This window comes from Streptomyces sp. NPDC107550, assembly GCF_055639095.1.
In genome coordinates, this window is record NZ_JBVKBC010000003.1 from 156970 (window position 1) to 182588 (window position 25619).

Below are 25619 nucleotides of genomic sequence, written 5' to 3' on the forward strand. Positions count from 1 at the left end.
GGACGCGGGCACCGAGGGGCGGTCGCGGTCCATGCCGAGGATCGGCAAGCCGCCGGAGACGCGCCGCGAGGTCTTCGTCAAGCTGCTCTGGGTCGGCATGTGGCTCGCCTTCCTCGGCGGGCCCGTCGCCGACCTCGCGCAGGGCTCCCACAGCCCCGCCGGCACCGCCTTCGGCAGCCTCGGACTCACCGTCTTCGTGGTCGCCTACGTCGGCCTCGTCATGCGCCAGACCGGCCGCCCGCTCGGGCGGTATCTGGCGCAGGGCTGCCTGGTCCTGCTGCCCGTCTTCGCCGTCGTCCTCACGCTCACCCTCGGCTCGGCGTGGCTCGTCCTGTTCGTGTACGTGTCGGTGGCGTTCGGCGCGGTCGTCCCGCTGCGCTGGACGCGCCTTTCGGTCCTCGCCACCAGCGCGGGGATGGTCCTCGTGGGCCTGCTGCTCGACACCCGGCCCGAGTACTGGCTGCTCGTGCCGTGCCTGCTCGGCGGCTTCTCCATGATCGGCGTACGGGAACTGGTGCGGACCACCCGGGAGTTGCGGGAGGCGCGGGCCCAGGTCGCCCAGCTCGCCGCCAACGAGGAGCGGCTGCGCCTCGCCCGTGACCTGCACGACCTGCTCGGCCACTCCCTCTCCCTGATCACCCTCAAGAGCGAGCTGGCCGGGCGGATGCTCCCCGACCACCCCGACAAGGCCGCCGACCAGGTCGCCGACATCGAGAAGGTCAGCCGCCAGGCCCTCGTCGACGTGCGCGAGGCGGTCACCGGCTACCGCAGACCCCGGCTGGCCGCCGAACTGGCCGGGGCGCAGGTCGCGTTGCGGGCGGCCGGCATCCACGCCGCCGTCAGCGCCGAGACCCCGCCCGAGCTGCCCGAGGCCCGTGAGGCGGCGCTCGCCTGGACGCTGCGCGAGGCCGTCACCAACGTCGTACGGCACAGCGGGGCCCGGCGCTGCGCCGTGGACGTCACACGCCGCGAGACGCTGGACGGGCCCGTCGTCGAACTGACCGTCGAGGACGACGGCACCGGACCGGCGGGCAGCCCCCAGGGCAACGGGCTGACCGGCCTCGGCGAACGCCTCGCGGCCGTCGGCGGCACCCTGGAGACCGGCGCGGCCCGCTCCCGGGGGTTCCTGCTGGTGGCCCGGGTACCGGCGCCGTCCGTAGGATCCGCGGCATGAGCACACCGAACGCGCCGGTCAGGGTGCTGCTGGCGGAGGACCAGTCCATGGTCAGGGAAGCGCTGGCGGCCCTGCTCGGCCTCGAACCCGACATAGAGGTCGTCGCCCAGGTGGCGCGCGGCGACGAGGTCGTGGCGGCGGCCCGCGCGCACGCGGTGGACGTGGCGCTGCTCGACATCGAGATGCCGGGCTGCACCGGCATCGAGGCGGCACAGCGGCTGCGTACGGAACTGCCCGCGCTGAAGGTCGTCGTGCTCACGACGTTCGGACGGCCCGGCTATCTGCGCAGCGCCATGGAGGCCGGCGCGCACGCCTTCCTGGTGAAGGACGCCCCGGCCGCCCAGCTCGCCGCGGCGGTACGCAAGGTCCTCGCGGGGGAGCGGGTCATCGACCCCACGCTGGCGGCGGCGGCCCTCGCGGGCGGCGCGAACCCGCTGACGGACCGGGAGCGTGAGGTGCTGCGCGCGGCGGCGGACGGCCGTACCAACGCGGAGCTGGCCAAGGCCCTGCACCTGTCCCAGGGCACCGTCCGCAACTACCTCTCGGTGGCCATCCAGAAACTGGCGGTGCGCAACAGGGCGGAGGCGGTGACGGTGGCCAGGGAGAAGGGCTGGCTGTAGGCGCCGGACGGCGGTGAGTCGGCCGCCGGCTCCGGAGGCGCGAGGCCTTCCGCAGGCCAGGTCAGGTCAGTTCAGCAAGGCGCGGGCCGCCCGCGCCTCCCCGCGCACCCGCTCCGCGCCCCCCTTGTCGACCACGTTCAGCACGTCCGCGTACCCCTCCAGCTCCGCCGCCCCGGCGACGAACTCGCCGCGCGCCACGAGCAGCCGCCCCCGCTCGTACCGCAGCCGTGCCGGATGCGCGGGCAGCAGCAGCGACAACTCCACCGCCCACAGCGCCACGTCGGACCGGTCGGGCCGCTCCCCGGCCCACGCCCGGATGTTGTTCAGTACCCGCAACACCACGTCCAGCGGGTCGACGGGCCGCAACAGCGCCGGGTCGAGCCCGGTCTCCGCGCCGTCGAAACTCCCCGTCGCGCCCGCGAACAGCGCCTCCACCTCGCCGTCCGCGAACAGCCGCCCCCCGTCGAACGGATCGGCCAGCACCTGGTCCCGCTCCGGCCCGAACCCCACGACGAAGTGACCCGGCAGCCCGACCCCGTACACCGGCGCGCCGGCCCGCCGCGCGACCTCCATCCACACCACGGACAGCAGGATCGGCAGCCCACGCCGGCGCAGCAGCACCTCGTGCAGCAGCGAGGACTCCAGGCGCTCATAGTCGACGGGCAGACCGTGGAACCCGAGCCGGTCGCCGAGGAGTTCCCGCAGCGCCGTCGCCCACGCGCGCGGCCCGCCGGGGCGGAACGGCAGCTGTCCCGCCAGCTCGTCGAGTCTGATCTGCGCGGCGTCCATCCCGGCGTCGTCGAGCGCCGGATCGGCGTGCGCCGCGACCAGCAGGCAGAGCTGCGAGAGATCGGGCCGCTCCGCCCGCGCCTGCTCGGCGAACCGCCGCCGCAGTTCGATGGATCGGGGGGACTGCTGGGGGGACATACGAGCCTCGTGCCTTCTTGGCTGACCGTTCGGTTACCCGGCCGGCGGCGGGATCAGGGCCCCTCCCGCCGCTCAGCACGGTAGTGGTGGTAGGCGTGGTGCGGGGCGAAACCCAGCCGGTCGTACAGCGCCCGCGCCCCCGCGTTGTCCGTCTCGACCTGGAGCCAGGCCGCCGAAGCGCCCTCGTCCAGGGCCCGCCGGGCGAGCGCCGCCATGACCCGCGTGGCAAGACCCCGCCGCCGCAGCGCCGGGTCCACCTCCACGGCGGCGAAGCCTGCCCACCGTCCGTCGACCACACACCGCCCGATCGCGGCCGGGCCACCGTCCTCGCCGGGTACGGCCGCGAACCACACGGACGGCCCCGCGCACAGCACCCCGCGCACCACCGCGTCCGCCCCCGCGCGCCGGTACCGCGCGAGCCACGCGTCGTCCGGCGCCCGCGTGAGCGTCATCTCGTCCCCGGCGTCGGTCAGGTCGGCGAGCGGCGCGAGCCCCGCCGTACGCACCTCGGCGCTCACCTCACGCACCCACCCGCGCGCCTCCAGCTCCGCGCACAGCAGCTCCTGCGTGCCCTCGGCGCCGGTCGCGGCCTGGACGTAGGCGGGCAGCCCCCGGGCCGCGTACCACTGCCGTACGCGGCTGAGCGCGTCGTCCAGGGGGAGGCCGGGGTCGCCCAGCGGCAGCACGGAGTTGGCGCGCCGCGTGAAGCCCTCGCGGCCCCCGTCCGGCAGCTCGCGCACGGCCGCGCGCAGCTCCCACTCGCCGAGCCGCTCGCTCTCGAGCGGCTGCCAGGACCGGGCGGCGATCCGGGTCAGTTCGCGGTACGTCGTGGCGGGTCCACGGCGCCGGGCCGGTTCGGCGGGCACGACCTTCCCGGCGACGAGCGCGGACTCCTCGATCCGTACCTGTTCGCCGCTCCGCCGTGTGATGAGCAGCACACCTTGATCCCAGGATGTGAGAACCCCGAGCGTGTCGGTGAACTTCCGACCCGCGGAGGGATCACCGGTCACCCTTCGTACGGAGACGCGTTTTCCCACGTCAGCGCCGGTGATACGGACGTCGAGCCGTCCGCCCGCAGTGAATTCCACAGCTTGGTCCACCCCTCCTGTTCGGATCATGCCCAAGAACGGAGATACTAGGGGCGGGCATCGACGACGCCGCGCTCCCGCGCGCCAGGCGGCGGAGCCTGCGGAGGCCCGCCAGCGCCCTATCGAGGAGGAACGACAGCGTGACCTACGTCATCGCGCAGCCTTGTGTCGACGTCAAGGACAAGGCGTGCATCGAGGAGTGCCCGGTCGACTGCATCTACGAGGGCTCCCGGTCCTTGTACATCCACCCGGACGAATGCGTCGACTGTGGTGCCTGTGAGCCGGTCTGCCCGGTCGAGGCGATCTTCTACGAGGACGACACTCCTGAGGAGTGGAAGGACTACTACAAGGCGAACGTCGAGTTCTTCGACGATCTCGGCTCGCCCGGTGGTGCCTCGAAGATGGGCCTGATCGAGAAGGACCACGCGTTCATCGCCGCGCTGCCGCCGCAGAACCAGTAACAGCGTTCAGCGGTCGCACGCGCACACCCCCGGTCCCGTACGGCCTCACCTGCCGTACGGGACCGCGGTGTTTGACCCACCACGAGGAAAGTGAGCTGACCCAGGTGTCCGCAGTCCCGGCCCCCATCGACCGCCTCCCCGCCTTCCCCTGGGACAAGCTGGAGCCGTACAAGAAGACGGCCGCCGCGCACCCGGACGGCATCGTCGACCTGTCGGTCGGCACGCCCGTCGACCCGGTGCCGGAGCTGATCCAGAAGGCGCTGATCGACGCGGCCGACTCGCCGGGCTATCCGACGGTCTGGGGCACGCCCGCGCTGCGGGACGCGCTCGTCGACTGGTGCGCCCGCCGCCTCGGCGCCCGGGACCTGACCCACCACAACGTCCTGCCGGTGGTCGGCTCGAAGGAGTTCGTGGCCTGGCTGCCCACGCATCTGGGCCTCGGCCCGGGCGACACGGTGGCCTACCCGCGCCTGGCGTACCCCACGTACGAGGTGGGCGCCCGGCTCGCGCGCGCGGAGCACGTCGTCTACGACGACCCGACCGCGCTCGACCCCGCGGGCCTGAAGCTGCTGTGGCTCAACTCGCCGTCCAACCCGACCGGCCGCGTCCTCGGCAAGGACGAACTGACCCGGATCGTCGCGTGGGCCCGCGAGCACGGCGTCCTCGTCGTCTCCGACGAGTGCTACCTGGAGCTGGGCTGGGAGGCCGACCCGGTCTCGGTCCTGCACCCGGACGTCAACGGCGGCTCGCACGACGGCCTGATCGCCGTCCACTCGCTGTCCAAGCGCTCGAACCTGGCGGGCTACCGCGCCGCGTTCGTCGCCGGTGACGCGCGGGTCCTCGGCGACCTCCTCCAGATCCGCAAGCACGGCGGCATGATGACGTCCGCGCCGACGCAGGCCGCCGTCGTCGCGGCGCTCGGCGACGACGCGCACGTGCACGAGCAGCGCGAGCGGTACGCGGCCCGCCGCGCCCTGCTGCGCGAGGCCCTGCTCGGGCACGGCTTCCGCATCGAACACAGCGAGGCCAGCCTCTACCTGTGGGCGACGCGGGACGAGTCCTGCTGGGCGACGGTCGGCCGGCTCGCCGAGCGCGGCATCCTCGTCGCGCCGGGCGACTTCTACGGCGAGGCCGGCGAGCGGTTCGTCCGCGTGGCGCTCACCGCGTCCGACGAGCGGGTCCGCGCGGCCGTGGCCCGCCTCGCGCGCTAGCCGCAGCGTCAGCCACAGGCGTAGCCGCAGCCGTAGTCGCGGCCGTCAGGCGTACGCGAAAGGGTGCCGGAAGCCCGTGGGCCTCCGGCACCCCTTCTCACACCGTCACACGGTCACCACCGGCCGCGCGCTCCGTCGCGCGCGGCGCGGCGCGTCAGCCCAGCGGCAGGCCCTTGGTGGGGAGCTGGCTGGTGGGCAGGCCGCCCTTGGTCGCGGAGCCGGCGGTGGAGCCGAGCACATCGCCCGCGCTGCCCGCGAGGTCGCCCGCGGCCTTCTGCGCGACCGGCGTCGCGGTCTTGGCGCCCTTGCCGACCGCCTTGCCCGCCGTCGGCACGGCCTTCTTCACGGCCTTGCCGCCGGTGTCGCCCGCGAGCCCGCTGACGTTCTGGGCCGCGCCGTCCACGGTGTTGCCGAGGTGCGCGCCGTCCAGAGCGGTCACGCCGCCCAGGTTCGGGGCGGGAAGCTCGGCGGCGGTCGCGGAGCCGGCCGCACCGACCACGGGCGCCGCCGCCGCTACGAGCAGCGCGGCACGGGCGATCCGGCGGGTCAGGGGGAGGGACATGATGCTCCTTAGACGGGAGAGGACGTTGGTCGTCCGCTCACCCCCGGCGGGCTGCCGGGCGGCGGTCGGACGCCGTGACAACCGCCCCGGGGCCGGGGAAGGTTGCGGGTCCCTCACGTAAAGGGTTCGTAATGCATCGCATAATCAGCTACGGATAAAAACGGGCAAACGCCATCCGGCGCGCGGCCGTGCAGAATCCTTACTTCCCTTGCTGGACACAGCCTCCGCCGACAGCGTCCCGAGCGGCGGAAAGCGCGCCCGATACCGTCCACCCACGCTGACCGGGATGCCCCGGACGAGTGAGCGTCCGTACTACTGCCCACTCCTGCCCCATTACTGTCCCACTACTGTCCCGTGACGATCCGGACCTCGTCGGCGCTCCCCGGCGCCGGCCGCGAACCCCCCGCGCCCTTCCCGGACCCCCGCGCCGGCACCGTGCGCCACGCGCTCGCCGCGTCCCCGCCGCCGACCGCGCCCGCCGACCACTCCCGGCCCGCGTACGACACCCGCTCGATGTGCAGCGCCGACGCGTTCGCCACGGCCCACTGCGCCAGCTCCCAGCCGCGCCGCCGCTCCTCGCCCCGGCCCGCGCTCCCCGCGCCCGCGTCCAGCGGCGCGGGCACCGGCACCCGCACGGCACGCCCGCGCCGGTCCGCCGCGGGAGCGACGCCCCGGCCGAAGTCCCGTACCAGCGCGTCCCGCACCCGCAGCGGATCGCCCGGCCGCGTCGCCTCCACGCCGCTGGGCCGGCCCTCGCAGGACAGCGAGGCGGCGGAGCGGCCCGTCAGCGCCGCCGCCAGCAGTGTCGCGTCCGGCTCGTGCTTCGCGTACGCCTGCGGATAGCCGCTGCGCTGCACGCGCTGCGCCGCCACCGTCAGCGGCAGCCGCGAGTATCCGGGGACCTTGTCCAGGTGCTCGTAGAACCGGCCCGACGCGTACACCGGGTCCATGATCTGCTCCCGGTCGCCCCAGCCCTCCGAAGGGCGCTGCTGGAACAGGCCGAGGGAGTCGCGGTCGCCGTGCCGGATGTTGCGCAGACCCGACTCCTGCAACGCCGTCGCCAGCGCGATCGTCACCGCCCGCTCGGGCATCCCGCGCGCGGTGCCGACGGCGGAGATCGTCGCCGCGTTCACCGCCTGCTCGGCCGTGAACTCGTAGCTCGCCCCGTCGCCGTCGGCCGACACGACCGTGCATCTGGGTCCCTTGCGTCCCCCGGTGGCGTACTGCATGGCCACGTACGCGACCACACAGAGCAGCACGACGGCGGCCGCGCCGATCCTCAGCAGGCGGCCGCGCCGGACGAAAGTGGGGGGCTCAGGCACGCGTCCCAAGGTACTGGAGCGGCCTGTGAGGGGGGCACGGGCCCGCCCGCGCGCGCGGGATAGGCTCGAAGCCATGGACCGCACCGCGCTCGACCTCACTCAGGACGCCGCCCGCCTCACCGCTCAACTGGTCGACTTCCCCTCGCCCAGCGGCAGCGAGAAGGAACTGGCCGACGCCATCGAGGAGGCCCTGCGCGCCCTGCCCCACCTCACGGTCGACCGCCACGGCAACAACGTGGTGGCGCGCACGCACCTCGGCCGCGCCGAGCGCGTCATCCTCGCCGGCCACATCGACACGGTCCCGATCGCGGACAACGTGCCCTCGCGGCTCGACGAGGACGGCGTCACCCTGTGGGGCTGCGGCACCACCGACATGAAGTCCGGCGTCGCGGTCCAGTTGCGCATCGCCCAGACCGTCACCGAGCCCAACCGCGACCTCACGTTCGTCTTCTACGACAACGAGGAGGTCGCCGCCCACCTCAACGGCCTCGGACATGTGGCCGACGCCCACCCCGACTGGCTCGCGGGCGACTTCGCGATCCTCCTGGAAGGCACCGAGGGCCTGGTCGAAGGCGGCTGCCAGGGCACCCTGCGCGTCATCCTCAAGGTCAAGGGCGAACGGGCGCACTCCGCGCGCGCGTGGATGGGCGAGAACGCGATCCACGCCGCCGCCCCCATCCTCCAGCGCCTCGCCGCCTACGAGCCGCGCACCCCCGTGGTCGACGGCCTGCGCTTCCACGAGGGCCTCAACGCCGTGCGCGTCGAGGGGTTCGTCGCCACCAACGTCATCCCCGACGCCTGCGAGGTCACCGTCAACTTCCGGTACGCGCCGGACCGTTCGATGGAAGAGGCCGAGCAGTTCGTACGGGACTTCTTCGCGGGCTGCCCGATCGAGGAGTTCGTCGTGGACGACCACACCGGCGGCGCCCGCCCGGGCCTCACCCACCCGGCCGCCGCCGCGTTCCTGGCGGCCGTGGGCGGGGAGCCGCGCCCCAAGTTCGGCTGGACCGACGTCTCCCGCTTCAGCGCCCTCGGCGTCCCGGCCGTCAACTACGGCCCCGGCGACCCGATCTACGCCCACAAGATCGACGAGCGCGTCGACACGCGGCTCATCCTCCAGGCCGAGAAGGTCCTCGCCGCCTGGCTCACCGCTTCCTGACGCCCCGTCCGCCGGGTCAGGGCCCGGGACGCGGTGCGCGTGCCCGCCACCGCCCAGCAAGGCCAAGGTCCCGCGTACGTAACCCGCGTAGACCTACCCTTGCTTCTACGCAAGGCGTGATCGGCGCGCACGGAGGGAGCGGACGATGAGCAACCCGGAGGGCAAGCGGCGGCCCAAGGAGCAGCGGACGGGACCGGTGGTCCGCCGCCGGGACCAGGTGCAGCCGGGCACGAGCGACCAGCGTCTGCTCGACACGGAGGGCCCCTCGGGCTGGGTGCACACCGACCCCTGGCGGGTCCTGCGCATCCAGTCGGAGTTCATCGAGGGCTTCGGCACGCTCGCCGAACTGCCGCCCGCGATCAGCGTGTTCGGCTCCGCGCGCACCCCGGTCGACTCGCCCGAGTACGCGGCGGGCGTCGAGATCGGCAAGGCCCTCGTCGAGGCCGGCTTCGCGGTCATCACCGGCGGCGGCCCCGGCGCCATGCAGGCCGCCAACCAGGGCGCGGTGGAGGCGGAGGGCACCTCGGTCGGCCTCGGCATCGAGCTGCCCTTCGAGCAGGGGCTCAACCCGTACGTCGACCTCGGGCTGAACTTCCGCTACTTCTTCGTCAGAAAAACCATGTTCGTCAAGTACGCGCAGGGCTTCGTCGTGCTGCCGGGCGGCCTCGGCACCCTCGACGAACTCTTCGAGGCGCTCACCCTCGTCCAGACCCGCAAGGTGACGCGCTTCCCGATCGTCCTGTTCGGCACGCAGTACTGGAGCGGCCTCGTCGACTGGCTGAAGAACACGGTGATCGCCCAGGGCAAGGCCAGTGAGGCGGACCTGCTGCTGTTCCACGTCACGGACGACGTGGAGGAGGCGATCACCCTCGTCACGAAGGAGACGGGCAAGTAGACGCGAGTGGAGGCCGGCGGGCCACTACGTGCGCGTGCCTGCCGGTCACGTGACGGCGCACGCGGGCTTGGCGATCAGTGACTACGCGCGCGTGCCCGGCCGTCATGTGACGACACGCGCGTGCTGACCTTCACGTGACTACGCGCGCGTAGTAGCTCGCTGTCACGTCAGTCCCCGGCGGGCGACCGCCGGGGGCCGGTGGCCCGCGATGGACGCCACCATGTCCAACACCTGCCGCGTCTCCGCCACTTCGTGCACCCGGTAGACCTGCGCGCCGAGCCACGCCGACACCGCCGTCGTCGCCAGCGTCCCGATCACCCGTTCCTTGACCGGCTTGTCCAGCGTCTCGCCCACGAAGTCCTTGTTGGACAGCGACACCAGCACCGGCCAGCCCGTCTCCACCATCTCCGGCAGCCGCCGCGTCGCCTCCAGCGAGTGCCGCGTGTTCTTGCCGAAGTCGTGCCCCGGGTCGATCAGCACGGACTCGCGCGGCACGCCGAGCGCCACGGCCCGCTCCGCGTAGCCGACGGTCACCTTCAGGATGTCCGCCATCACGTCGTCGTACGTCACCCGGTGCGGGCGCGTACGCGGCTCCGCGCCCCCCGCGTGCGTACAGACCAGGCCCACGCCGTAGCGGGCGGCGACCTCGGCGAGCTTGGGATCCGCGCCGCCCCAGGCGTCGTTGAGCAGGTCCGCGCCCGCCTCGCAGACGGCGGCGCCCACGTCGTGCCGCCAGGTGTCCACGCTGATGATCACCTCGGGGAAGCGGCGCCGTACCTCCGCCACGAACCCGACGGTCCTGCGCGCCTCCTCCTCGGCGCTGACCTCCTCGCCGGGCCCCGCCTTCACCCCGCCGATGTCCACGATCGCGGCCCCCTCGGCGACCGCCTGCTCGACCCGGGTGAGCGCCGGCTCGTCCTGGAACGTGGCGCCCTGGTCGTAGAAGGAGTCCGGAGTCCGGTTCACGATCGCCATCACCACCGGCTCGTGCGCGTCGAACTCGCGCTGGCCCAGCCTGAGCATCCCCTGTGACTCTCCTTGCCTGAAGCTGGCGATTCCCTCTGGAACGGTCGCCTGCGACCTTAACTGTCAGTGCGGCATGGCACGATCGGAGCCTGATGGTTGAGGGCCTGTGGGACGACCGTCCACAGACCCGGGCGAGTCCAGGGGACGGCAGAGATGGTCATGTTCTTGTTTCTGGTCGCCGCGCTGGTCGTGGTGATCGCGGCGGTGACCCTCGCGGTCGTCGGCGGCGGTGACGGCGGCACGCTGCGCGACGAGCCGCCCCAGTTCCACACCGACCCGCTGCCGCCGGGCCGCCCGCTGGACCAGGACGACGTGGAGTCCCTGCGTCTGCCCGTCGCTGTGCGCGGCTACCGCATGGCGGAGGTCGACGACGCGCTCAACCGGCTCGGCGCCGAACTGGCGGAGCGAGACGCCCGTATCAGCGAACTGGAGACGGCGCTCGCCACCGCCCACACCGGCCCCCGGCCCGCCACGTCCCCGTACGGACAGGCCCCCGCCCAGCCTTACGGGACCGCCCCCGCCCAGCCCTACGACCAGGCCCCGCAGCCACAGGGGGAGGCCCCCGAGGCGTACGGGACGGCGCCTGAGGCGTACGGGACGGCCTCCGAGGGGTACGGGACGGCTCCCGAGCCCTATGACCGGGCGTACGGGGAGACCGCCGACGGCAGACCCGGCCAGGGCTTCGCCCCGCCCGGACAGGAGCCCGGCGCGGGGGAGGGGCAGCGATGAGCGAGCAGGTCACCGGGGCGGCCGTCCCCGGCCCCGACGGCAGACCCCGCTGCCCCTGGGGCCTGTCCACCGAGGACTATGTCGCCTACCACGACGAGGAGTGGGGCCGGCCCGTCCACGGCGACGACGCCCTGTTCGAACGGCTCTCCCTGGAGGCGTTCCAGTCCGGCCTGTCCTGGATCACGATCCTGCGCCGCCGCGAGGGGTTCCGCGCCGCGTTCGCGGGGTTCAAGATCGCGGACGTGGCCGCTTTCACCGACGCCGACCGCGAGCGGCTCCTCGCCGACGCCGGCATCATCCGCAACCGCGCCAAGGTCGACGCCACCCTGGCCAACGCGCGGGTCCTCGCGGACTGGGCGCCGGGCGACCTCGACCGGCTGATCTGGTCCTTCGCGCCGGACGCCACGGGCCGCCCCGTGCCGACGACCCTCTCCGACGTGCCCGCGATCACCGCGGAGTCCACGGCGATGTCCAAGGAGCTGAAGCGGCGCGGCCTCCGCTTCGTCGGGCCGACCACGGCGTACGCGCTGATGCAGGCGTGCGGGCTCGTCGACGACCACCTGGCAGGCTGCGTGGCCCGCGCGTCCCGCTGACACGCGCGCCCCGCTGACCTGCCCGTTCCGCTGGCCCGAGCCTCCCGCCGCCCTGCCTGCTCCGGTGGCCCGTGCGCTCAGCGGCCGTGGTAGCGCGGCTCGGCCTTGGCGATGAACGCCTGCACGGCGATGGCGTGGTCCTCGGAGGCGCCGGCGCGCGTCTGGAGTTCCTCCTCCTTCTCCAGGGCCTCGGCGAGCGAGTGGTCCGCGCCGAACGCCAGCGACTCCTTGATCGCCGCGTACGCCACGGTCGGGCCCTCGGCGAGGGCGCGGGCCAGCTTGCGCGCCTCGTCGGCCAGGTCGGCGGCGGGCACGATGCGGTTGACGATGCCCAGCTCGTACGCCTCCTGCGCCTTCAGGGTGCGCGGGAAAAGCAGCAGGTCGGCGGCGCGGCCGGGGCCGATCACGCGCGGCAGTGTCCAGGACACCCCCGAGTCGGCGGTCAGCGCGACCCCGGCGAACGACGTGTTGAACGAGGCGGTGTCGGCGGCGATCCGGTAGTCCGCGCACAGCGCGAAGCCGAAGCCGGCGCCCGCCGCGACCCCGTTCACCGCCGCGACCACGGGCTTCGCCATGCCGGTCAGGGCGCGCACGATCGGGTTGTAGTGCTCGCGGACCGTGCTCATCGTGCGGCCCTCGCCGGCCTCCTGGTCCGCCTTCAGCGAACCGATGTGCTCCTTGAGGTCCTGCCCCACGCAGAACGCGCGGTCGCCGGCCGCCGTCAGCAGCACCGCGCGCACCGCCGGGTCCGCCTCGGCGGCCTGGAGCGCGTCGCGGAGGGCGACCTTGGCCTCGGTGTTCATCGCGTTCATCGCCTCGGGGCGGTTCAGCGTGATCGTCGCCAGTCCGTCGCTCACCTCGTGGAGCACGGTGTCGGCCATGGGAGCCCTCCTCTGCGGTCGTGTGCCGCGGTTCTGCCGCGTTTCCCGGTCGTCCACGCTCAGCATGACGGAGATCACGTCCATCGGAACGCCCTCGGCGTGTGACCTGCGTCAAACAAAACGGGTGGGCTGGGGGCGGGCGAGCGGCGCAGTATCGCAGCCACATCGCCGAATTGGGTGGTTTTGCTCAAGCGCGTTGCGCAAGCGATGCCGACCGATGTTGGTCATCGGGTCCCGCGATGCGGGATAATGGCCTGGAAGCAAGGTGTTCGATGCCGGTGATCTGTGCCCGTTCAGAGGGCCGTCGGCTGATGACGATGAGCTGGTTTCAGGAAGGGGAACGAGCATGGCGGCCATGAAGCCGCGAACGGGTGACGGCCCGCTCGAGGTGACCAAGGAGGGGCGGGGCATCGTCATGCGCGTTCCGCTCGAAGGCGGCGGTCGGCTCGTAGTAGAGCTGACGCCGGACGAGGCTGACGCCCTCGGCGACGCCCTGAAGAAGGTCGTCGGCTGACGCGAACGCGACCATACCTTTCCGACTGCCCCGGCCAAAAACCCGGGGCAGTCGGCGTTTCCGCACCCCTTGATCCGCCGGTACACACCCCCCCGGGGAAGCTGCACGAAGTGCATGCTTCAGGGGCGCGGGGAACTGCGCGAGAAGCCCCACGCACCCGCAGAAAACAACGCACGGTCGTGCCCCGAAGGGGCGCGGGGAACTGCGCGACCAGCCCACCACCGGGCGAAAGGTGACCGACCACCCAGGGGCGCGGGGAACTGCGCAAGGCGTCGGCTACAGCCCCGCCCACCCACGAACCCCGTCAAGACAAAGGGACCTCACCGCTTGACGGCGCAGAGCAACCCGTCCCCAACAGGCAGCAACGAAGAAACCAGCTCAGAAGACTCCCGCACGGCCCGAAGAAGCTCCCGAACCCGCACCACCTCAACCGGCTGCGGCCCAGAATCCACGGTCCGCCCCTCCGCGAAAACCCCCTCGAAGCAGACAAGCCCCCCAGGCCGCAGCAGGCGCAACGATTCAGCGAGATAGTCCAGGCTCTCCAGCGGATCCCCGTCACAGAAGACGAGGTCGTACCCGCTGTCGGCGAGCCGGGGCAGAACCTCCAGCGCCCGCCCGGGGATGAAACGGGCCCGGTTGCTGGCGAACCCGGCCGCGCGGAACGCCTGCCGCGCGAACTGCTGCCGCTCGGGCTCGGGATCGACGGTCGTCAGGACACCGTCGGGCCGCATGCCGTGCAGCAGATGGATTCCGGACACCCCCGTGCCCGTCCCGATCTCGGCGACCGCCTTGCCCTCCACCGTCGCAGCGAGCAGCCGCAGCGCCGCCCCCGCGCCGGGGGACACCGAACGCAGCCCCGCCTCACGGGCCCGGTCCCGGGCCCAGCGGATGGCGTCGTCCTCGGCGACAAAGGCGTCGGCGAACGCCCAGCTCGTCTGCCGGTTGCCGGTAATGGCCCTCTCCTGTCCCCGTGGTTGCCTGCGCGTGACTTTATCCGTTGGTGCCGGGAACTCGCAGATGGGACCGGGCGTTTAGAGGACAGAGGGGCGGCGGGGAGCCGTCCGGCAAATCTCAGTAAAAACTCTTATCCGGAGCTAACGGGCGAGGTGGCTATGGTAGGGGCTCCACTGGACACCACCAGAGCCGACAGGGGAGGTGCGGCTGCGCCTGTGGATCGGGGAGGAGTGCTGCGGCGTCTTCTCAGGTCGGCGGGTGAGCCGAAATCCGTGACCGACACCGCTGACCGAATCCGCACCGTTGACTCCGCGCAGCAGACCGCGACCTTTGCCGCTGACGCGGAATCTCAGGCGTGGACTCCGCCCACCTGGGAGGAGATCGTCAGCACGCACAGCGCCCGGGTCTACCGCCTGGCCTACCGACTGACGGGAAACCAGCACGACGCCGAGGATCTCACGCAGGAGGTCTTCGTCCGGGTCTTCCGCTCCCTGTCGACGTACACCCCCGGCACGTTCGAGGGCTGGCTGCACCGCATCACGACCAATCTGTTCCTGGACATGGTCCGCCGCAAGCAGCGCATCCGCTTCGACGCGCTCGGGGACGACGCCGCCGAGCGCCTGCCCAGCCGCGAGCCGTCGCCGCAGCAGGTGTTCAACGACGCGCACTTCGACGCCGACGTCCAGCAGGCGCTGGACACCCTCGCGCCGGAGTTCCGCGCCGCCGTCGTCCTGTGCGACATCGAGGGACTGTCCTACGAGGAGATCGCCGCGACGCTGGGCGTCAAGCTCGGCACGGTCCGCAGCCGGATCCACCGGGGCCGCTCCCAGTTGCGCAAGGCGCTCCAGCACCGCTCGCCCCAGGCCCGCAAGGAGCGGCGCACGCTGGCGAGCACCGGGGCGTTCCCCGTCCTAGGGGGAGGGGGCGCGCCCGCGTGAGTGGATCACGTCTCAACCCTGCCGACCGCCGGCAGACCGCGGCCGACGAGCACCTGGGGGACAGGCTGGCCGCCCTGGTCGACGGTGAACTGGACCATGACGCCCGCGAGCGCGTCCTCGCGCACCTGGCGACCTGTGCCAAATGCAAGTCCGAGGCTGACTACCAGCGCAGCCTCAAGAACGTCTTCGCCCAGGCGGCCCCGCCGCCGCCCTCCGAGAGTTTCCTCGCCCGCCTCCAGGGGCTGCCCGGCGGCAGTGACGGGGACGGGTTCGGCGGACCGGGCTTCGGCTCCGGCGGCCCCCTCGGCGGCGCCCGGCCCTTCGGCCAGGGCGTCTTCGGGGTGGAACCCGACCCGTTCGCCTACGCGGGCTCGCGCGCGCATGCCGCCGTGCTCCCCGGCGGGCAGCGCGGCTTCCGCATCCACGAGGTGAACCGTCCGGAGCGGCACGACAGCGACCGTGCATCGCGTGGGCGCCGCTTCGCGTTCGCCGCGGCCGGCGCGGTGTCGCTGGCGGCCTTCGCCCTCGGCGGCGTCACCGTCGGCGCCCCCGCGGGGCTGTCGGCGGACGCCCGCACCGGCACCGGGAGCAACGCGACACCGCTGCGCACCCAGCCCGCCGTCTCCACTTCGTCCTCGGACGGTCAGCGCCGCCGCTCCCTCGCGCCGCTGCTCGGCAAGCGCGGCGGGTCACTGGAGGCGCCGGTCGCACCGGCCAGGTCCGGGGCGCCGCTGCTGCCCGGCGGCGGGCATGTGGACCGGGCCACGTATCCGTTCGCCACGCCCTTGCTGTCCGGCGCGGCCCGTATGTCGCCTCTCATACGTCCCGTCGCGGACGGCGAGGACCCGTACGCGACGCCCGCCACGGCGGTCGTGCTCGACGCGGCACACGCGGAACCCGCCGCGCTGCCCATGGGGTCGGCCGTCGCCTCATCCCGGCCCTCGTCGGTCCGCTGAGGCCCCTGCGTCCCGGCCCGGGAACTGGTTGAATCCAGGGTGACCGCGCGCGGGGCAGCGACCCCGGCGCGGCTGGCAGCCCCCGGCGCGGTGCCGGGGGCCGGGCGTGGGGAGAGCGGCGGCACATGGACGAGGGCAAGCCCACGAAGGCGAAGTGGTGGAGCCGCCCCCGGCCGGGCGCGGGGGGCTCCGCCGCCGAGGACGGGGACTGGCATCTGCCCGCGCCGCACGCCGGGGGCGCCCCCGAGCCCCGGCCGGTGGACGACGGGCCGAAGCCGCTGCACGACCCCGACCCGTACAGCACGCCGCCCTACGGCGAGCCCGGGCCCTGGGCGCCCGCGCCGCCCGTCCAGCACCCGGCGACGACCAGGACACCCGCGCACGGCACGTCCATGGGCCCCGCCGCGCCGACCGCCCCGGTGAGCCCCGCGCCGCCCGCCGCGAGCGCCCCCGTACCGCCCGCGCGCCCCTACCCGGCGCCCTCCGGCACCCCGGCACCCCAGGCAGCGCCCGGCACCCCTTCCCAGGGCACCCCAGCCCACGGCACGGCCGTACCTCCGGGGCTCGTTCCCGCCGGAGGCTCGGCCCACGGCACCCCCGTACCTCCGGCGCTCGTCCCCGCCGGAACCCCGGCGCAGGGCACGCCCGTACCGTCCGCGTCCGTCCCCGCCGGAGGCCCGGTGTACGACATGCCCGGCGGGGGTGGGGCCTGGCAGCAGTACGACCCGTGGCGGGGGCCCGTCGGGGAGGCGCAGGAGGCCGGGACGCGCGGGAGGCGGCGCAGGCGGCTGGTGATCGGGGCCGTCGTGATCGCGCTGGCGTCCGGCGGGATCGGCGGCGCCATCGGCTCGTACCTGGAGCGCAACGGCGGCACGCGGATCGAGCTGGCGCAGCCCGGCCCGCAGGCGCAGCGGCGCGCTCCGGACAGCGTGGCCGGGATCGCGGCGAGCACGCTGCCCGGTGTCGTCACCATCCACACGCAGGGCTCCGGCGAGCAGGGCACCGGCACGGGGTTCGTGCTGGACACCCGGGGTCACATCCTCACCAACAACCACGTCGTGGAGCCGGCCGGGAGCGCGGGCCGGATATCGGTCACGTTCGCCGGCGGGGAGAGCGCCGACGCGCGGATCGTCGGGCACGACAGCGGCTACGACCTGGCCGTCATCAAGGTGTCCGGGGTGGACGGCCTGAGGCCGCTGCCGCTCGGCAACTCGGAGAACGTGCGGGTGGGCGACCCCGTCGTCGCCATCGGCGCCCCCTTCGACCTGGCCAACACGGTGACCTCCGGGATCATCAGCGCCAAGGAGCGGCCCATCACGGCGGGCGGCGAGAAGGGCGACGGCAGCGATGTGAGCTACGTCGACGCGTTGCAGACGGACGCCCCGATAAACCCGGGCAACTCGGGCGGGCCGCTCGTCGACAGCGCGGGCCGCGTCATCGGGATCAACAGCGCCATCCGCTCCCCGGACAGCGGCTCGGAGCTGGACGGCGGGCAGGCCGGTTCGATCGGCCTGGGCTTCGCCATCCCGGTCAACCAGGCCAAGCGCGTCGCCGAGGAGCTGATCAACACCGGGAAGGCCACGCACCCCGTCATCGGCGTCACGCTCGACATGGCCTACAAGGGCGACGGCGCCCACGTCGGCACCAAGGGCAACAGCGGCGGTTCCGCCGTCGTCCCCGGCGGCCCCGGCGACAAGGCGGGGATCGAGCCGAGCGATGTGATCACGGCGGTGGACGGCGTACGGGTCCACTCCGGCAAGGAGCTGATCGTCAAGATCCGCGCCCACCGCCCCGGCGACAAACTGCGCATCACGGTTGAACGGGATGGAAAGGAGCGGCGGATGACGCTCGTTCTGGGCTCTGCCGACGGCAACTGACCTGCGGGCGTAGCCCGCTCGACACCCCCGGTGATCCCGGAGGCCGCCCAGCGGCTACCGGACGGACAGGGTCGCCGGGTACCGTAGAGCTGGTTCGGTGCCGGACCCTGCCGAAGACCTGCTGCTGAAGACCGACCGCGGGCCGAGGACACGCTAGGAGCGCAAGGTGTTCAACGACATTGGCCTACCGGAGGTCGCCACACTCATCGTGCTGGCCATACTCGTGTTCGGGCCTGACAAGTTGCCGCAGGTCATCCAGGACATCGCCCGCACCATTCGCAAGATCCGCGAGTTCTCGGACAGCGCCAAGGAAGACATCCGCAAGGAACTGGGCCCGGAGTTCAAGGACTTCGAGTTCGAGGACCTGAACCCCAAGGCGTTCATCCGCAAGCAGCTCGACAGCGACGAACTCGGGCTCAAGGAGATCCGCAACGGGTTCGACCTCAAGAAGGAGATGGCCGAGGTCACCGAGGTCGTCCGCAGCGCCGGTGAGCTGGAGGAGTCCGGCACGGCGAGTGCCGCGTCCAGCGGTACGGGCGGCGGGCGCGTCGACATGACCAAGCGGCCCGAGAGCCCCCGTACGACGGAGAAGCCGGGCGCGGGCGATCCGCCGCCGTTCGACATCGACGCGACCTGAGCGACCCCTCCCGCTCCCGAACCACCCCCTTCGCAACCGGGCCGGGCGGGCCCGGTGTGGCATCCTGCCTTGTTGTTGCGCGGACCGGACGTGAGGACGCCCGAGGGGGGCGGGCCGCTGCGGTCCGTACGAGAGCGAGGAGGCGGCCGGGTACATGGAGACGACGAGTCGGGTGGGCGCGCAGGAACCCGGCGCCGAGGGGGCCGGTCCGGCGCCCGCGGCCCGGCAGGCGGTCGACGGGTATCTGATGGCGCCCTTCACCTGGTACGGCCTCGACGAGGCGTTCACGGGGCCGCGCTGGCTGATGCAGGTCGGCACCTCGGCGGACGGGTCCGTGGAGCACGGGTCCATCGGGCACGGGGATGTGCCGTCCGTGCGGGGTGAGGGTGCGCTCCAGGGCGAGTCCGCGGAACGGTTCGCGGTCGTCGTGACGGTCGCGGCCCATCCCGTACGGCGCAGTGCGGACGGTACGGGGACGCTGGAGGCGACGTCGGTGTCCTCGGCGGCCTGGCTCGCCGGGGTCGGGCTGCTCACGCACACGTGGCCCGCGCAGATGGACCACACCCTGCGGGACGACTGGCTGGAGCAGCAGACCGAGACGGCGTGGGTCCTCGCGGACGATCTGGGGTCGTCGGACTGGGCGTCGCTGACGTTGCCCGTGGACGGGGTGCCGGGGGAGTTCCGGTATCGGGAGTCCGAGTACGGGTGGGTGTTGGCCGGCAGTACGGGGGCCGGGGTTCATCTGGGGGCGTACGGGCGGGGGATGAGTGCGTATGGGTTGGGGTTTTGTGGGGTGAAGGACATCACGCAGTACGGGTGAGGCTCCGCGGGCGGGAATCGGCTTACGGCCCGCTGTCTTCCTGCGGGGGGTTCCCCCGAGCCCCTTGCGCTTGTCCGTCCACCTGCGGGTGGGTGGTGGCTGATCGCGCAGTTCCCCGCGCCCCTTCGGGGCACGACCGGTGCGTGGTCATCTGCGGGTGCGTGGGGCTTCTCGCGCAGTTCCCCGCGCCCCTGGAGGGGCGACTACGTCGCCACCTCACCCCTGGGGAAGCTGCACGAAGTGCATGCTTCAGGGGCGCGGGGAACTGCGCGATCAGCCACGACGAGAGTCGAGGACGACGAACAACGCGCAGGCCCGCCCGGAGAGGGACCGTCAGAACTTGTTGCGGGGGGTGATTCCCAGGGTCATGCCGGCAAGACCCCGCTGGCGCCCCCCGAGCTTCCCGGCGATCGCCCGCAGCGCGGACCCCGCCGGCGACTCGGGGTCACTGAGCACGACGGGCCGCCCCTCGTCCCCGCCCTCCCGCAACCGCACGTCGATGGGGATCGCCCCGAGCACCGGCACCTGCGTACCCGTCGTCCGCGACAGCCCGTCCGCGACGACCTGCCCACCCCCCGTACCGAACACGTCGACCATCTCGTCGCAGTGCGGGCACGGCAGGCCCGACATGTTCTCGACGACGCCGACGATCTTCTGGTGGGTCTGCACGGCGATGGACCCGGCCCGCTCGGCGACCTCCGCCGCCGCCTGCTGAGGCGTCGTCACGACGAGGATCTCCGCGTTGGGCACGAGCTGCGCGACGGAGATGGCGATGTCACCGGTGCCCGGCGGCAGGTCGAGGAGGAGGACGTCGAGGTCGCCCCAGAAGACGTCCGCGAGGAACTGCTGGAGCGCGCGGTGCAGCATGGGGCCGCGCCACACCACCGGCGCGTTGCCCGGGGTGAACATGCCGATGGAGATGACCTTCACGCCGTGCGCGGACGGCGGCATGATCATGTTCTCGACCTGGGTGGGCTTGCCGTCGGCGCCCAGCATGCGCGGCACGGAGTGGCCGTAGATGTCGGCGTCGACGACACCGACCTTGAGGCCGTCGGCGGCCATCGCGGCGGCCAGGTTCACGGTGACGGACGACTTGCCGACACCGCCCTTGCCGGAGGCGACCGCGTAGACACGGGTCAGGGAGCCGGGCTTGGCGAAGGGCACCTCGCGCTCGGCCGTGCCGCCGCGCAGCGCCGCCGCCAGCTCCTTGCGCTGCTCGTCGCTCATCACGTCGAGGGTGACGTCGACCCGGGTCACGCCCTCGACGCGGGCGACGGCGTCCCGCACGTTGTTCTCGATGGTGGAGCGCATCGGGCAGCCGGAGACGGTCAGGTACACGGTGACCGCGACGACCCCGTCCGCGCCGATGTCCACCGATTTGACCATCCCCAGCTCGGTGATGGGTCGCTGGATCTCGGGGTCGTTCACTGTCGCCAGTGCCTCGCGCACCGCGTCTTCCGTAGCCATACGCCCGATAGTACGGCGCGGTAACCGGGGCGCGGAAAGCCCCGTCAGCGGTCGTCTACGTCACGTCCGTGGTCGTGCTCGTCGGGGGACGCCCCCGTGCGGGCCACCGCCCGCTGCTGCTCCTCCAGCTCCTTGACGAGGTCTTGCAGCTCGGAGCGGATCCAGTCGCGGGTGGCGACCTCGCCGAGCCCGATCCGCAGCGCCGCGACCTCCCGGCTGAGGTACTCGGTGTCGGCGATCGACCGCTCGTTCTGCTTGCGGTCCTGTTCGAGGTTGACGCGGTCGCGGTCGTCCTGCCGGTTCTGCGCGAGCAGGATCAGCGGGGCCGCGTACGAGGCCTGGAGCGACAGCATCAGCGTCAGGAAGATGAACGGGTACTGGTCGAACCGCAGGTGATCGGGCGCGAACACGTTCCACGCGACCCACGCGATGATGATCACCGTCATCCAGACGATGAACCGCCCGGTCCCCAGGAAGCGGGCGATGCGCTCCGAGAGCCGTCCGAACGCCTCGGGGTCGTACTCCGGCAGCAGCCGGCGGCGCGGCGGGCGCGGCTGGTCGAGCCGGATGCGCTGGCGGCGCTGCGCGTCCGGGCGGTGCGGCTCCTCAGCCGGCATGGTTCACCTCCCCCTGCCCGGTCCCGGCGAAGCCGAGCGAGTGGGGATGGAACTCCTGCTCACGCCAGTCGTCGGGCAGCATGTGGTCCAGTACGTCGTCCACGGTCACCGCGCCGAGCAGCGACCCGCTCTCGTCGACGACGGGCGCGGCCACCATGTCGTACGTGGCGAAGAATCCGGCGATCTCCGGCAGTTCGGCCTCCGGGCTGAGCGCCTGGAGGTCGTCGTCGAGGATCGAGCTGACCATCGTGTACGGCGGGTCGCGCAGCAGCCGCTGAAAGTGGATCGTGCCCAGGTACTTGCCGGTCGGCGTCTCGTCCGGCGGGCGGCACACGTACACCTGCGCGGCGAGCGCGGGGGAGAGGTCCGGGTTGCGGACGCGCGCGAGGGCGTCGGCGACCGTCGAGTCGGGCCGCAGCACGATCGGCTCGGTCGTCATCAGGCCGCCCGCCGTGCGGTCCTCGTACGCCATCAGACGCCGTACGTCGGCCGCCTCGCTCGGCTTCATGAGGTCGAGCAGGCGCTCCTTGTCGTCCTCGGGCAGCTCGCCCAGCAGGTCGGCGGCGTCGTCCGGGTCCATCTCCTCCAGGACGTCGGCGGCGCGCTCCTCCTTCAGCTTGCCGAGGATCTCGATCTGGTCGTCCTCGGGCAGCTCCTCCAAGACGTCGGCCAGCCGCTCGTTGGTGAGCGCGGCGGCGACCTCGGTGCGGCGCTTGGGGGAGAGGTGGTGCAGCACGTTGGCCAGGTCGGCGGGGCGCAACTGCTCGAACGTGGCGAGCAGGCTCTCGGCGCCCTGCCCGTGTTCCTCCAGGGAGAACCCGTCGACGGCCGACCAGTCGACGGTCAGTGTCTCGCCCTTGTTGCGCCGGAACGCGCCGCCCTTGCCCTTGCGGACGAACAGCCGGTCGATCTCCCACTCGCGGCGCGCCGGCAACTGCTGCACGGACACGTCGAGGACGGTGACCTGCTCGCCGCTCTCCACGAGCCGCACCCGCCGGTCCAGCATCTCGCCGAGGACCAGCCGCTCGGTGGGCCGCTGTTCGAACCGGCGCACGTTCAGCACGCCCGTCGTGATGAGCTGGCCGGACTCGATGCCGGTGACGCGGGTCATCGGCAGGAAGATACGGCGCCGCGTCGACAGTTCGACGACGATCCCGAGCAGCCGCGGGGGGCGCCTGCCGGCCCGCAGCATCGCCACCAGGTCCCGTACGCGTCCGACCTGATCGCCGTTCGGGTCGAAGACCGCGATGCCGGCCAGGTGCGAGACGAAGATCCGGGGAGCGCCCTTGGCCATGGGTCTCACGCCTCCCTTTCGTCTCGTCCATCCGTGAATACGTGCAATCCGGTGATCAGGCTAGCCGCTCGCCGTCCGGCCCGCCTTTGCGCCTGACCCCCACGGGTAACCCCGGATCACAGCGGTACGCTGCCCCTGCCGCCGCGCCCGATACCGCACCTGTCGTACGAGAGGTAGTCCCGCACGTGACCGCACTTCGCCTGGCCCGACCCGCCCGCAGGACGCTTGTGGCCGGTGCGCTGATCACGGTACTTGCGGCCGGTGCGACGGCCTGCGGCGGGGAGGACCCGGACGCCGGCACGAACGGCGTCGGCAAGCTGGACCCGAAGGTCATCCAGAGCCGTACGCTCAAGGCGGCGCGCGGCGCGGACACCGTGCACGTCGCGGGCAGCGTCGTCAGCGGCGGCCGTACGTACAAGCTCGACATGCGGCTCAAGGGTGACGGCGGCAGCGGCTCGGTGACCACGGGCAACGGCACGTTCCAGCTTCTGCGCGTCGCGGAGCACCTGTATCTGAAGGCCGACGCCGCGTTCTGGACGCACTCCGACGACGGGAAGGGCGCGCACGGGGGCGGGGCCGCGGCCCAGAAGCTCGACGGCAAGTACGTGAAGGTGCCCAAGGGTGATCCCGCGTACGACAGGCTGTCCACCTTCACCGACAAGAACGTCCTGCTGGACGGCCTGCTCACCCTGCACGGCACGCTCGACAAGGGCGAGCGCGGCACCCGCGGCGGCGTCCGCACGATCGAGCTGAGCGGCGGCAAGGGCGCGGGCGGCACGCTCGACGTGTCCCTGGAGGGCCGCCCCTACCCGCTGCGCCTGGAGCGGGCGGGCGGCGCGGGCACCCTGCGGATGACGGAGTGGGGCCGCAGCTTCGACCTCACGGAGCCCGGCCCCGCCGACACGGTCGACTACGGCCGGGCCCTGCCCACGTCCTGAGTCCGCTCAGGTGCGGTGCCGGGGGTGGGCCCACGTCCTGGGGCGGGGTGCCGGAGGTGGACTCGCGTCTTGGGGCCCGCTCAGGTGCGTCGCTTGCGGCGGCCGAGCAGCTTCGGCAGAGCCGCGGGGACGGCGTCGCGGGTGGTGGCCGAGGTGGGAAGGGGCGGCGCGGCGAGCGAGCCCTCCGGCGCGGGTACGGCGGGGCCCGCGACCGGTTCCAGGCGCAGCACCCGGCACTCGCGCGCCCAGCGCTCGGGCATGGTCTCGGCGTCCGGCGCGTTCAGCCGCTTGCCCTTGAGGTCGGCGACCGCCGCCTCCCACGCCTCGGAGTCGACGGCCAGTTCCTCGACGCGGGCCCGCCAGCCGACGAGCCGGCCGCTCTTGTCCTTGCTGCGGACGGTGACCACGGCCTCGGTGCCGTCGACCAGATCGGGCAGCGGCTGCTCCCCGGGCCCGTCGCCGACGACATGCGCGGCACCCTCGTGCCACACGTGCCACAGCGCGCGCTCGGTGCCGCTCGCCCCGCGCACCCAGATCAGCCCGGACTTCTTGGTGGCCTCCTCGACCAGGGCGGCGTCCAGCAGTTCAGCAGTCGTCATACGAGGAGCCTAGGGCCTGCCCTGGCGCTGCCGGGAGCGCGGGCTGACCAGAAGAAAGGGCCCGCGGCTCACAGCCAGCCGTTGCGCTTGAGGGTGCGGTGGATGCCGAAGCAGACCGCGCCGATCAGCGCCAGGACCATGGGGTAGCCGAACCGCCAGTGCAGCTCGGGCATGTGGTCGAAGTTCATGCCGTACACGCCGCACACCATCGTCGGCACGGCCACGATCGCCGCCCACGAGGTGATCTTGCGCATGTCCTCGTTCTGCGCGACGGACGCCTGCGCGAGATTGGCCTGGAGGATGGAGTTGAGGAGTTCGTCGAACCCGATGACCTGCTCCTGCACGCGCTCCAGGTGGTCGGCGACGTCACGGAAGTACTTCTGGATGTCGGGGTCGATCAGCCGCATCGGCCGCTCGCTGAGCAGCGCCAGCGGCCGGCGCAGCGGGGCGACGGCCCGCTTGAACTCCAGCACCTCGCGCTTGAGCTGGTAGATGCGGCCCGCGTCGGCGCCGCGCGGCGCGCCCTTGCCGGTCTGCGAGAAGACGTCCGTCTCGACCTCGTCGATGTCGTCCTGCATCGCGTCCGCGACGGCGAGATAGCCGTCGACGACGTGGTCGGCGATGGCGTGCAGCACGGCGCTCGGGCCCTTGGACAGCAGCTCCGGGTCGTCCTGGAGGCGGTGGCGCAGCGCGCGCAGCGAGCCCTGGCCGCCGTGCCGGACGGTGATGAAGAAGTCCCGGCCGGTGAAGCACATGACTTCGCCGCTCTCGACGATCTCGCTGGTCGCGGTCAGCTCGTCGTGCTCCACGTAGTGGATGGTCTTGAAGACGGCGAAGAGGGTGTCGTCGTACCGCTCCAGCTTGGGCCGCTGGTGGGCGTGGACGGCGTCCTCGACGGCGAGCGGGTGCAGCCCGAACTCGGCGGCGATGCCCGCGAACTCGGCCTCGGTCGGCTCGTGCAGCCCGATCCAGGCGAACCCGCCGTCGCGGCGCACGCGGTGCCGGGCCTCACGCGGCGTCAGGCACTCGGGCGACTCGACGCGGGCGCCGTCGCGGTAGACCGCGCAGTCGACGACGGCCGAGGCCGCCGAGGGGGAGCGGGTGGGGTCGTACGAGGTGCGGGCCTCGTTGCCGTAGGGCGCCACGCTCTTGCGCAGCGAGGGGCGTACGGCGGCTCGCAGGTCGCGGATCATCGACATGGGCAGGCTCCTTCGCGGGCGGGAGCCGCGCCGCGGCGGGTGGAACTACCCGGAATGGGGACGTCCTGGCCAACCGGGAACCGGGACATGCTGCACGTCCACAAAGCGGGGAGCACCGCACCGACGCCGCTACGGCTTCGCTTACTGATTCAGATCGCGGA

The 25619-nt window shown here is 72.7% G+C and carries 27 protein-coding genes; 15 read left to right on the top strand and 12 right to left on the bottom strand.

The genetic code is table 11. The features are described 5' to 3' along the window. Positions 1-31: 31 nt before the first annotated feature. Positions 32-1174 carry a sensor histidine kinase gene (locus ACZ7LY_RS05775; protein ID WP_471623500.1) on the top strand — a complete coding sequence of 381 codons (1143 nt, stop codon included), beginning with the start codon at positions 32-34 and terminating at the stop codon, positions 1172-1174. Further along, the gene (locus ACZ7LY_RS05780; protein ID WP_471623260.1) at positions 1171-1794 is read left to right on the top strand and encodes a response regulator; all 624 of its coding nucleotides are present in this window, start codon (positions 1171-1173) and stop codon (positions 1792-1794) included. The genes ACZ7LY_RS05775 and ACZ7LY_RS05780 overlap by 4 nt, the downstream gene beginning before the upstream one ends. A 66-nt stretch (positions 1795-1860) precedes the next feature. On the opposite strand, the gene ACZ7LY_RS05785 is transcribed toward ACZ7LY_RS05780, so the two are convergent. After that, complete coding sequence (locus ACZ7LY_RS05785; RefSeq protein ID WP_471623261.1) at positions 1861-2721, bottom strand: transglutaminase family protein; 861 nt, start codon at positions 2719-2721, stop codon at positions 1861-1863. 53 nt (positions 2722-2774) lie between these two features. Further along, positions 2775-3809 carry a GNAT family N-acetyltransferase gene (locus ACZ7LY_RS05790; RefSeq protein WP_471623262.1) on the bottom strand — a complete coding sequence of 345 codons (1035 nt, stop codon included), beginning with the start codon at positions 3807-3809 and terminating at the stop codon, positions 2775-2777. A gap of 140 nt (positions 3810-3949) precedes the next feature. On the opposite strand from ACZ7LY_RS05790, the gene fdxA reads away from it, so the two are divergent. Continuing rightward, on the top strand, positions 3950-4270 hold the full coding sequence (gene fdxA, locus ACZ7LY_RS05795) for a ferredoxin (RefSeq protein WP_306317943.1): 321 nt from the start codon (positions 3950-3952) through the stop codon (positions 4268-4270). 104 nt (positions 4271-4374) lie between these two features. Further along, entirely contained in the window at positions 4375-5481 is a 1107-nt protein-coding gene (gene dapC, locus ACZ7LY_RS05800; RefSeq protein WP_471623263.1) for a succinyldiaminopimelate transaminase, read from the top strand. Between the two features lie 154 nt (positions 5482-5635). On the opposite strand, the gene ACZ7LY_RS05805 is transcribed toward dapC, so the two are convergent. Both ACZ7LY_RS05805 and ACZ7LY_RS05810 read right to left on the bottom strand, forming a co-directional pair. Then, positions 5636-6043 (bottom strand): ATP-binding protein, encoded by a 408-nt coding sequence (locus tag ACZ7LY_RS05805; protein ID WP_471623264.1) that lies wholly within the window; start codon positions 6041-6043, stop codon positions 5636-5638. A 344-nt stretch (positions 6044-6387) separates the two neighbouring features. Beyond that, positions 6388-7365 (bottom strand): VldE C-terminal domain-containing protein, encoded by a 978-nt coding sequence (locus ACZ7LY_RS05810; RefSeq protein ID WP_471623265.1) that lies wholly within the window; start codon positions 7363-7365, stop codon positions 6388-6390. Positions 7366-7438: 73 nt separating this feature from the next. On the opposite strand from ACZ7LY_RS05810, the gene dapE reads away from it, so the two are divergent. Together dapE and ACZ7LY_RS05820 are read left to right on the top strand one after the other, a co-directional pair. Further along, positions 7439-8524 (top strand): succinyl-diaminopimelate desuccinylase, encoded by a 1086-nt coding sequence (dapE, locus tag ACZ7LY_RS05815; RefSeq protein ID WP_471623266.1) that lies wholly within the window; start codon positions 7439-7441, stop codon positions 8522-8524. A 145-nt stretch (positions 8525-8669) separates the two neighbouring features. Continuing rightward, positions 8670-9419, top strand: a complete 750-nt coding sequence (locus ACZ7LY_RS05820; protein WP_471623267.1) for an LOG family protein — start codon at positions 8670-8672, stop codon at positions 9417-9419. 162 nt (positions 9420-9581) lie between these two features. On the opposite strand, the gene folP is transcribed toward ACZ7LY_RS05820, so the two are convergent. Further along, on the bottom strand, positions 9582-10442 hold the full coding sequence (gene folP / locus ACZ7LY_RS05825) for a dihydropteroate synthase (RefSeq protein ID WP_471623268.1): 861 nt from the start codon (positions 10440-10442) through the stop codon (positions 9582-9584). 162 nt (positions 10443-10604) lie between these two features. Between folP and ACZ7LY_RS05830 the strand changes: the two genes are divergently transcribed. Then, the gene (locus ACZ7LY_RS05830; protein WP_471623269.1) at positions 10605-11174 is read left to right on the top strand and encodes a DivIVA domain-containing protein; all 570 of its coding nucleotides are present in this window, start codon (positions 10605-10607) and stop codon (positions 11172-11174) included. Beyond that, the gene (locus ACZ7LY_RS05835; protein WP_471623270.1) at positions 11171-11767 is read left to right on the top strand and encodes a DNA-3-methyladenine glycosylase I; all 597 of its coding nucleotides are present in this window, start codon (positions 11171-11173) and stop codon (positions 11765-11767) included. Before ACZ7LY_RS05830 ends, ACZ7LY_RS05835 begins: the two co-directional genes overlap by 4 nt. 77 nt (positions 11768-11844) lie before the next feature. On the opposite strand, the gene chcB is transcribed toward ACZ7LY_RS05835, so the two are convergent. Next, positions 11845-12648 carry a 2-cyclohexenylcarbonyl CoA isomerase gene (gene chcB / locus ACZ7LY_RS05840; protein ID WP_471623271.1) on the bottom strand — a complete coding sequence of 268 codons (804 nt, stop codon included), beginning with the start codon at positions 12646-12648 and terminating at the stop codon, positions 11845-11847. A 346-nt stretch (positions 12649-12994) separates the two neighbouring features. On the opposite strand from chcB, the gene ACZ7LY_RS05845 reads away from it, so the two are divergent. Continuing rightward, positions 12995-13162, top strand: coding sequence for a DUF3117 domain-containing protein (locus ACZ7LY_RS05845; protein WP_003966491.1), 168 nt, complete (start codon positions 12995-12997; stop codon positions 13160-13162). A 320-nt stretch (positions 13163-13482) separates the two neighbouring features. On the opposite strand, the gene ACZ7LY_RS05850 is transcribed toward ACZ7LY_RS05845, so the two are convergent. Continuing rightward, on the bottom strand, positions 13483-14181 hold the full coding sequence (locus ACZ7LY_RS05850) for an O-methyltransferase (RefSeq protein ID WP_471623501.1): 699 nt from the start codon (positions 14179-14181) through the stop codon (positions 13483-13485). Positions 14182-14274: 93 nt separating this feature from the next. Here ACZ7LY_RS05850 and sigE point away from each other — a divergent pair, with 93 nt between their 5' ends. From sigE to ACZ7LY_RS05875, 5 genes are all read left to right on the top strand, one after another. Continuing rightward, positions 14275-15054, top strand: coding sequence for an RNA polymerase sigma factor SigE (gene sigE, locus ACZ7LY_RS05855; RefSeq protein ID WP_471623272.1), 780 nt, complete (start codon positions 14275-14277; stop codon positions 15052-15054). Then, entirely contained in the window at positions 15051-16010 is a 960-nt protein-coding gene (locus ACZ7LY_RS05860) for an anti-sigma factor (RefSeq protein ID WP_471623273.1), read from the top strand. The genes sigE and ACZ7LY_RS05860 overlap by 4 nt, the downstream gene beginning before the upstream one ends. 125 nt (positions 16011-16135) lie before the next feature. Next, complete coding sequence (locus ACZ7LY_RS05865; RefSeq protein ID WP_471623274.1) at positions 16136-17887, top strand: S1C family serine protease; 1752 nt, start codon at positions 16136-16138, stop codon at positions 17885-17887. Positions 17888-18053: 166 nt separating this feature from the next. Next, positions 18054-18524, top strand: a complete 471-nt coding sequence (locus ACZ7LY_RS05870) for a sec-independent translocase (protein WP_471623275.1) — start codon at positions 18054-18056, stop codon at positions 18522-18524. Between the two features lie 154 nt (positions 18525-18678). Beyond that, positions 18679-19344: a hypothetical protein gene (locus tag ACZ7LY_RS05875; RefSeq protein ID WP_471623276.1), complete on the top strand. Its 666-nt coding sequence runs from the start codon at positions 18679-18681 to the stop codon at positions 19342-19344. A gap of 333 nt (positions 19345-19677) precedes the next feature. Here ACZ7LY_RS05875 and ACZ7LY_RS05880 read toward each other — a convergent pair whose 3' ends face one another. Genes ACZ7LY_RS05880 through ACZ7LY_RS05890 form a run of 3 tightly spaced genes read right to left on the bottom strand, consistent with a single transcriptional unit; the run spans position 19678 to position 22722 of the window. After that, the gene (locus ACZ7LY_RS05880) at positions 19678-20811 is read right to left on the bottom strand and encodes an Mrp/NBP35 family ATP-binding protein (protein ID WP_471623277.1); all 1134 of its coding nucleotides are present in this window, start codon (positions 20809-20811) and stop codon (positions 19678-19680) included. A 44-nt stretch (positions 20812-20855) separates the two neighbouring features. Next, the gene (locus tag ACZ7LY_RS05885; RefSeq protein WP_471623278.1) at positions 20856-21428 is read right to left on the bottom strand and encodes a DUF1003 domain-containing protein; all 573 of its coding nucleotides are present in this window, start codon (positions 21426-21428) and stop codon (positions 20856-20858) included. Next, positions 21418-22722, bottom strand: a complete 1305-nt coding sequence (locus ACZ7LY_RS05890) for a magnesium transporter MgtE N-terminal domain-containing protein (RefSeq protein ID WP_471623279.1) — start codon at positions 22720-22722, stop codon at positions 21418-21420. The genes ACZ7LY_RS05885 and ACZ7LY_RS05890 overlap by 11 nt, the downstream gene beginning before the upstream one ends. A 185-nt stretch (positions 22723-22907) precedes the next feature. Between ACZ7LY_RS05890 and ACZ7LY_RS05895 the strand changes: the two genes are divergently transcribed. Beyond that, positions 22908-23660: a hypothetical protein gene (locus ACZ7LY_RS05895; protein ID WP_471623280.1), complete on the top strand. Its 753-nt coding sequence runs from the start codon at positions 22908-22910 to the stop codon at positions 23658-23660. An 80-nt stretch (positions 23661-23740) separates the two neighbouring features. On the opposite strand, the gene ACZ7LY_RS05900 is transcribed toward ACZ7LY_RS05895, so the two are convergent. Next, positions 23741-24259 (bottom strand): hypothetical protein, encoded by a 519-nt coding sequence (locus ACZ7LY_RS05900; RefSeq protein WP_471623281.1) that lies wholly within the window; start codon positions 24257-24259, stop codon positions 23741-23743. 68 nt (positions 24260-24327) lie between these two features. Continuing rightward, positions 24328-25458 (bottom strand): magnesium and cobalt transport protein CorA, encoded by a 1131-nt coding sequence (locus tag ACZ7LY_RS05905; RefSeq protein ID WP_471623282.1) that lies wholly within the window; start codon positions 25456-25458, stop codon positions 24328-24330. Positions 25459-25619: the final 161 nt, after the last annotated feature.

Bases quoted from the DNA above. Each gene is read 5' to 3' on its own strand.
- ACZ7LY_RS05775 (WP_471623500.1), top strand. From the start codon at position 32: ATGCCGAGGATCGGCAAGCCGCCGGAGACGCGCCGCGAGGTCTTCGTC.
- ACZ7LY_RS05780 (WP_471623260.1), top strand. From the start codon at position 1,171: ATGAGCACACCGAACGCGCCGGTCAGGGTGCTGCTGGCGGAGGACCAG.
- ACZ7LY_RS05785 (WP_471623261.1), bottom strand. From the start codon at position 2,721: ATGTCCCCCCAGCAGTCCCCCCGATCCATCGAACTGCGGCGGCGGTTC.
- ACZ7LY_RS05805 (WP_471623264.1), bottom strand. From the start codon at position 6,043: ATGTCCCTCCCCCTGACCCGCCGGATCGCCCGTGCCGCGCTGCTCGTA.
- dapE (WP_471623266.1), top strand. From the start codon at position 7,439: ATGGACCGCACCGCGCTCGACCTCACTCAGGACGCCGCCCGCCTCACC.
- ACZ7LY_RS05820 (WP_471623267.1), top strand. From the start codon at position 8,670: ATGAGCAACCCGGAGGGCAAGCGGCGGCCCAAGGAGCAGCGGACGGGA.
- folP (WP_471623268.1), bottom strand. From the start codon at position 10,442: ATGCTCAGGCTGGGCCAGCGCGAGTTCGACGCGCACGAGCCGGTGGTG.
- ACZ7LY_RS05830 (WP_471623269.1), top strand. From the start codon at position 10,605: ATGTTCTTGTTTCTGGTCGCCGCGCTGGTCGTGGTGATCGCGGCGGTG.
- ACZ7LY_RS05835 (WP_471623270.1), top strand. From the start codon at position 11,171: ATGAGCGAGCAGGTCACCGGGGCGGCCGTCCCCGGCCCCGACGGCAGA.
- chcB (WP_471623271.1), bottom strand. From the start codon at position 12,648: ATGGCCGACACCGTGCTCCACGAGGTGAGCGACGGACTGGCGACGATC.
- ACZ7LY_RS05845 (WP_003966491.1), top strand. From the start codon at position 12,995: ATGGCGGCCATGAAGCCGCGAACGGGTGACGGCCCGCTCGAGGTGACC.
- sigE (WP_471623272.1), top strand. From the start codon at position 14,275: ATGGTAGGGGCTCCACTGGACACCACCAGAGCCGACAGGGGAGGTGCG.
- ACZ7LY_RS05865 (WP_471623274.1), top strand. From the start codon at position 16,136: ATGGACGAGGGCAAGCCCACGAAGGCGAAGTGGTGGAGCCGCCCCCGG.
- ACZ7LY_RS05875 (WP_471623276.1), top strand. From the start codon at position 18,679: ATGGAGACGACGAGTCGGGTGGGCGCGCAGGAACCCGGCGCCGAGGGG.
- ACZ7LY_RS05880 (WP_471623277.1), bottom strand. From the start codon at position 20,811: ATGGCTACGGAAGACGCGGTGCGCGAGGCACTGGCGACAGTGAACGAC.
- ACZ7LY_RS05885 (WP_471623278.1), bottom strand. From the start codon at position 21,428: ATGCCGGCTGAGGAGCCGCACCGCCCGGACGCGCAGCGCCGCCAGCGC.
- ACZ7LY_RS05890 (WP_471623279.1), bottom strand. From the start codon at position 22,722: ATGGCCAAGGGCGCTCCCCGGATCTTCGTCTCGCACCTGGCCGGCATC.
- ACZ7LY_RS05900 (WP_471623281.1), bottom strand. From the start codon at position 24,259: ATGACGACTGCTGAACTGCTGGACGCCGCCCTGGTCGAGGAGGCCACC.
- ACZ7LY_RS05905 (WP_471623282.1), bottom strand. From the start codon at position 25,458: ATGTCGATGATCCGCGACCTGCGAGCCGCCGTACGCCCCTCGCTGCGC.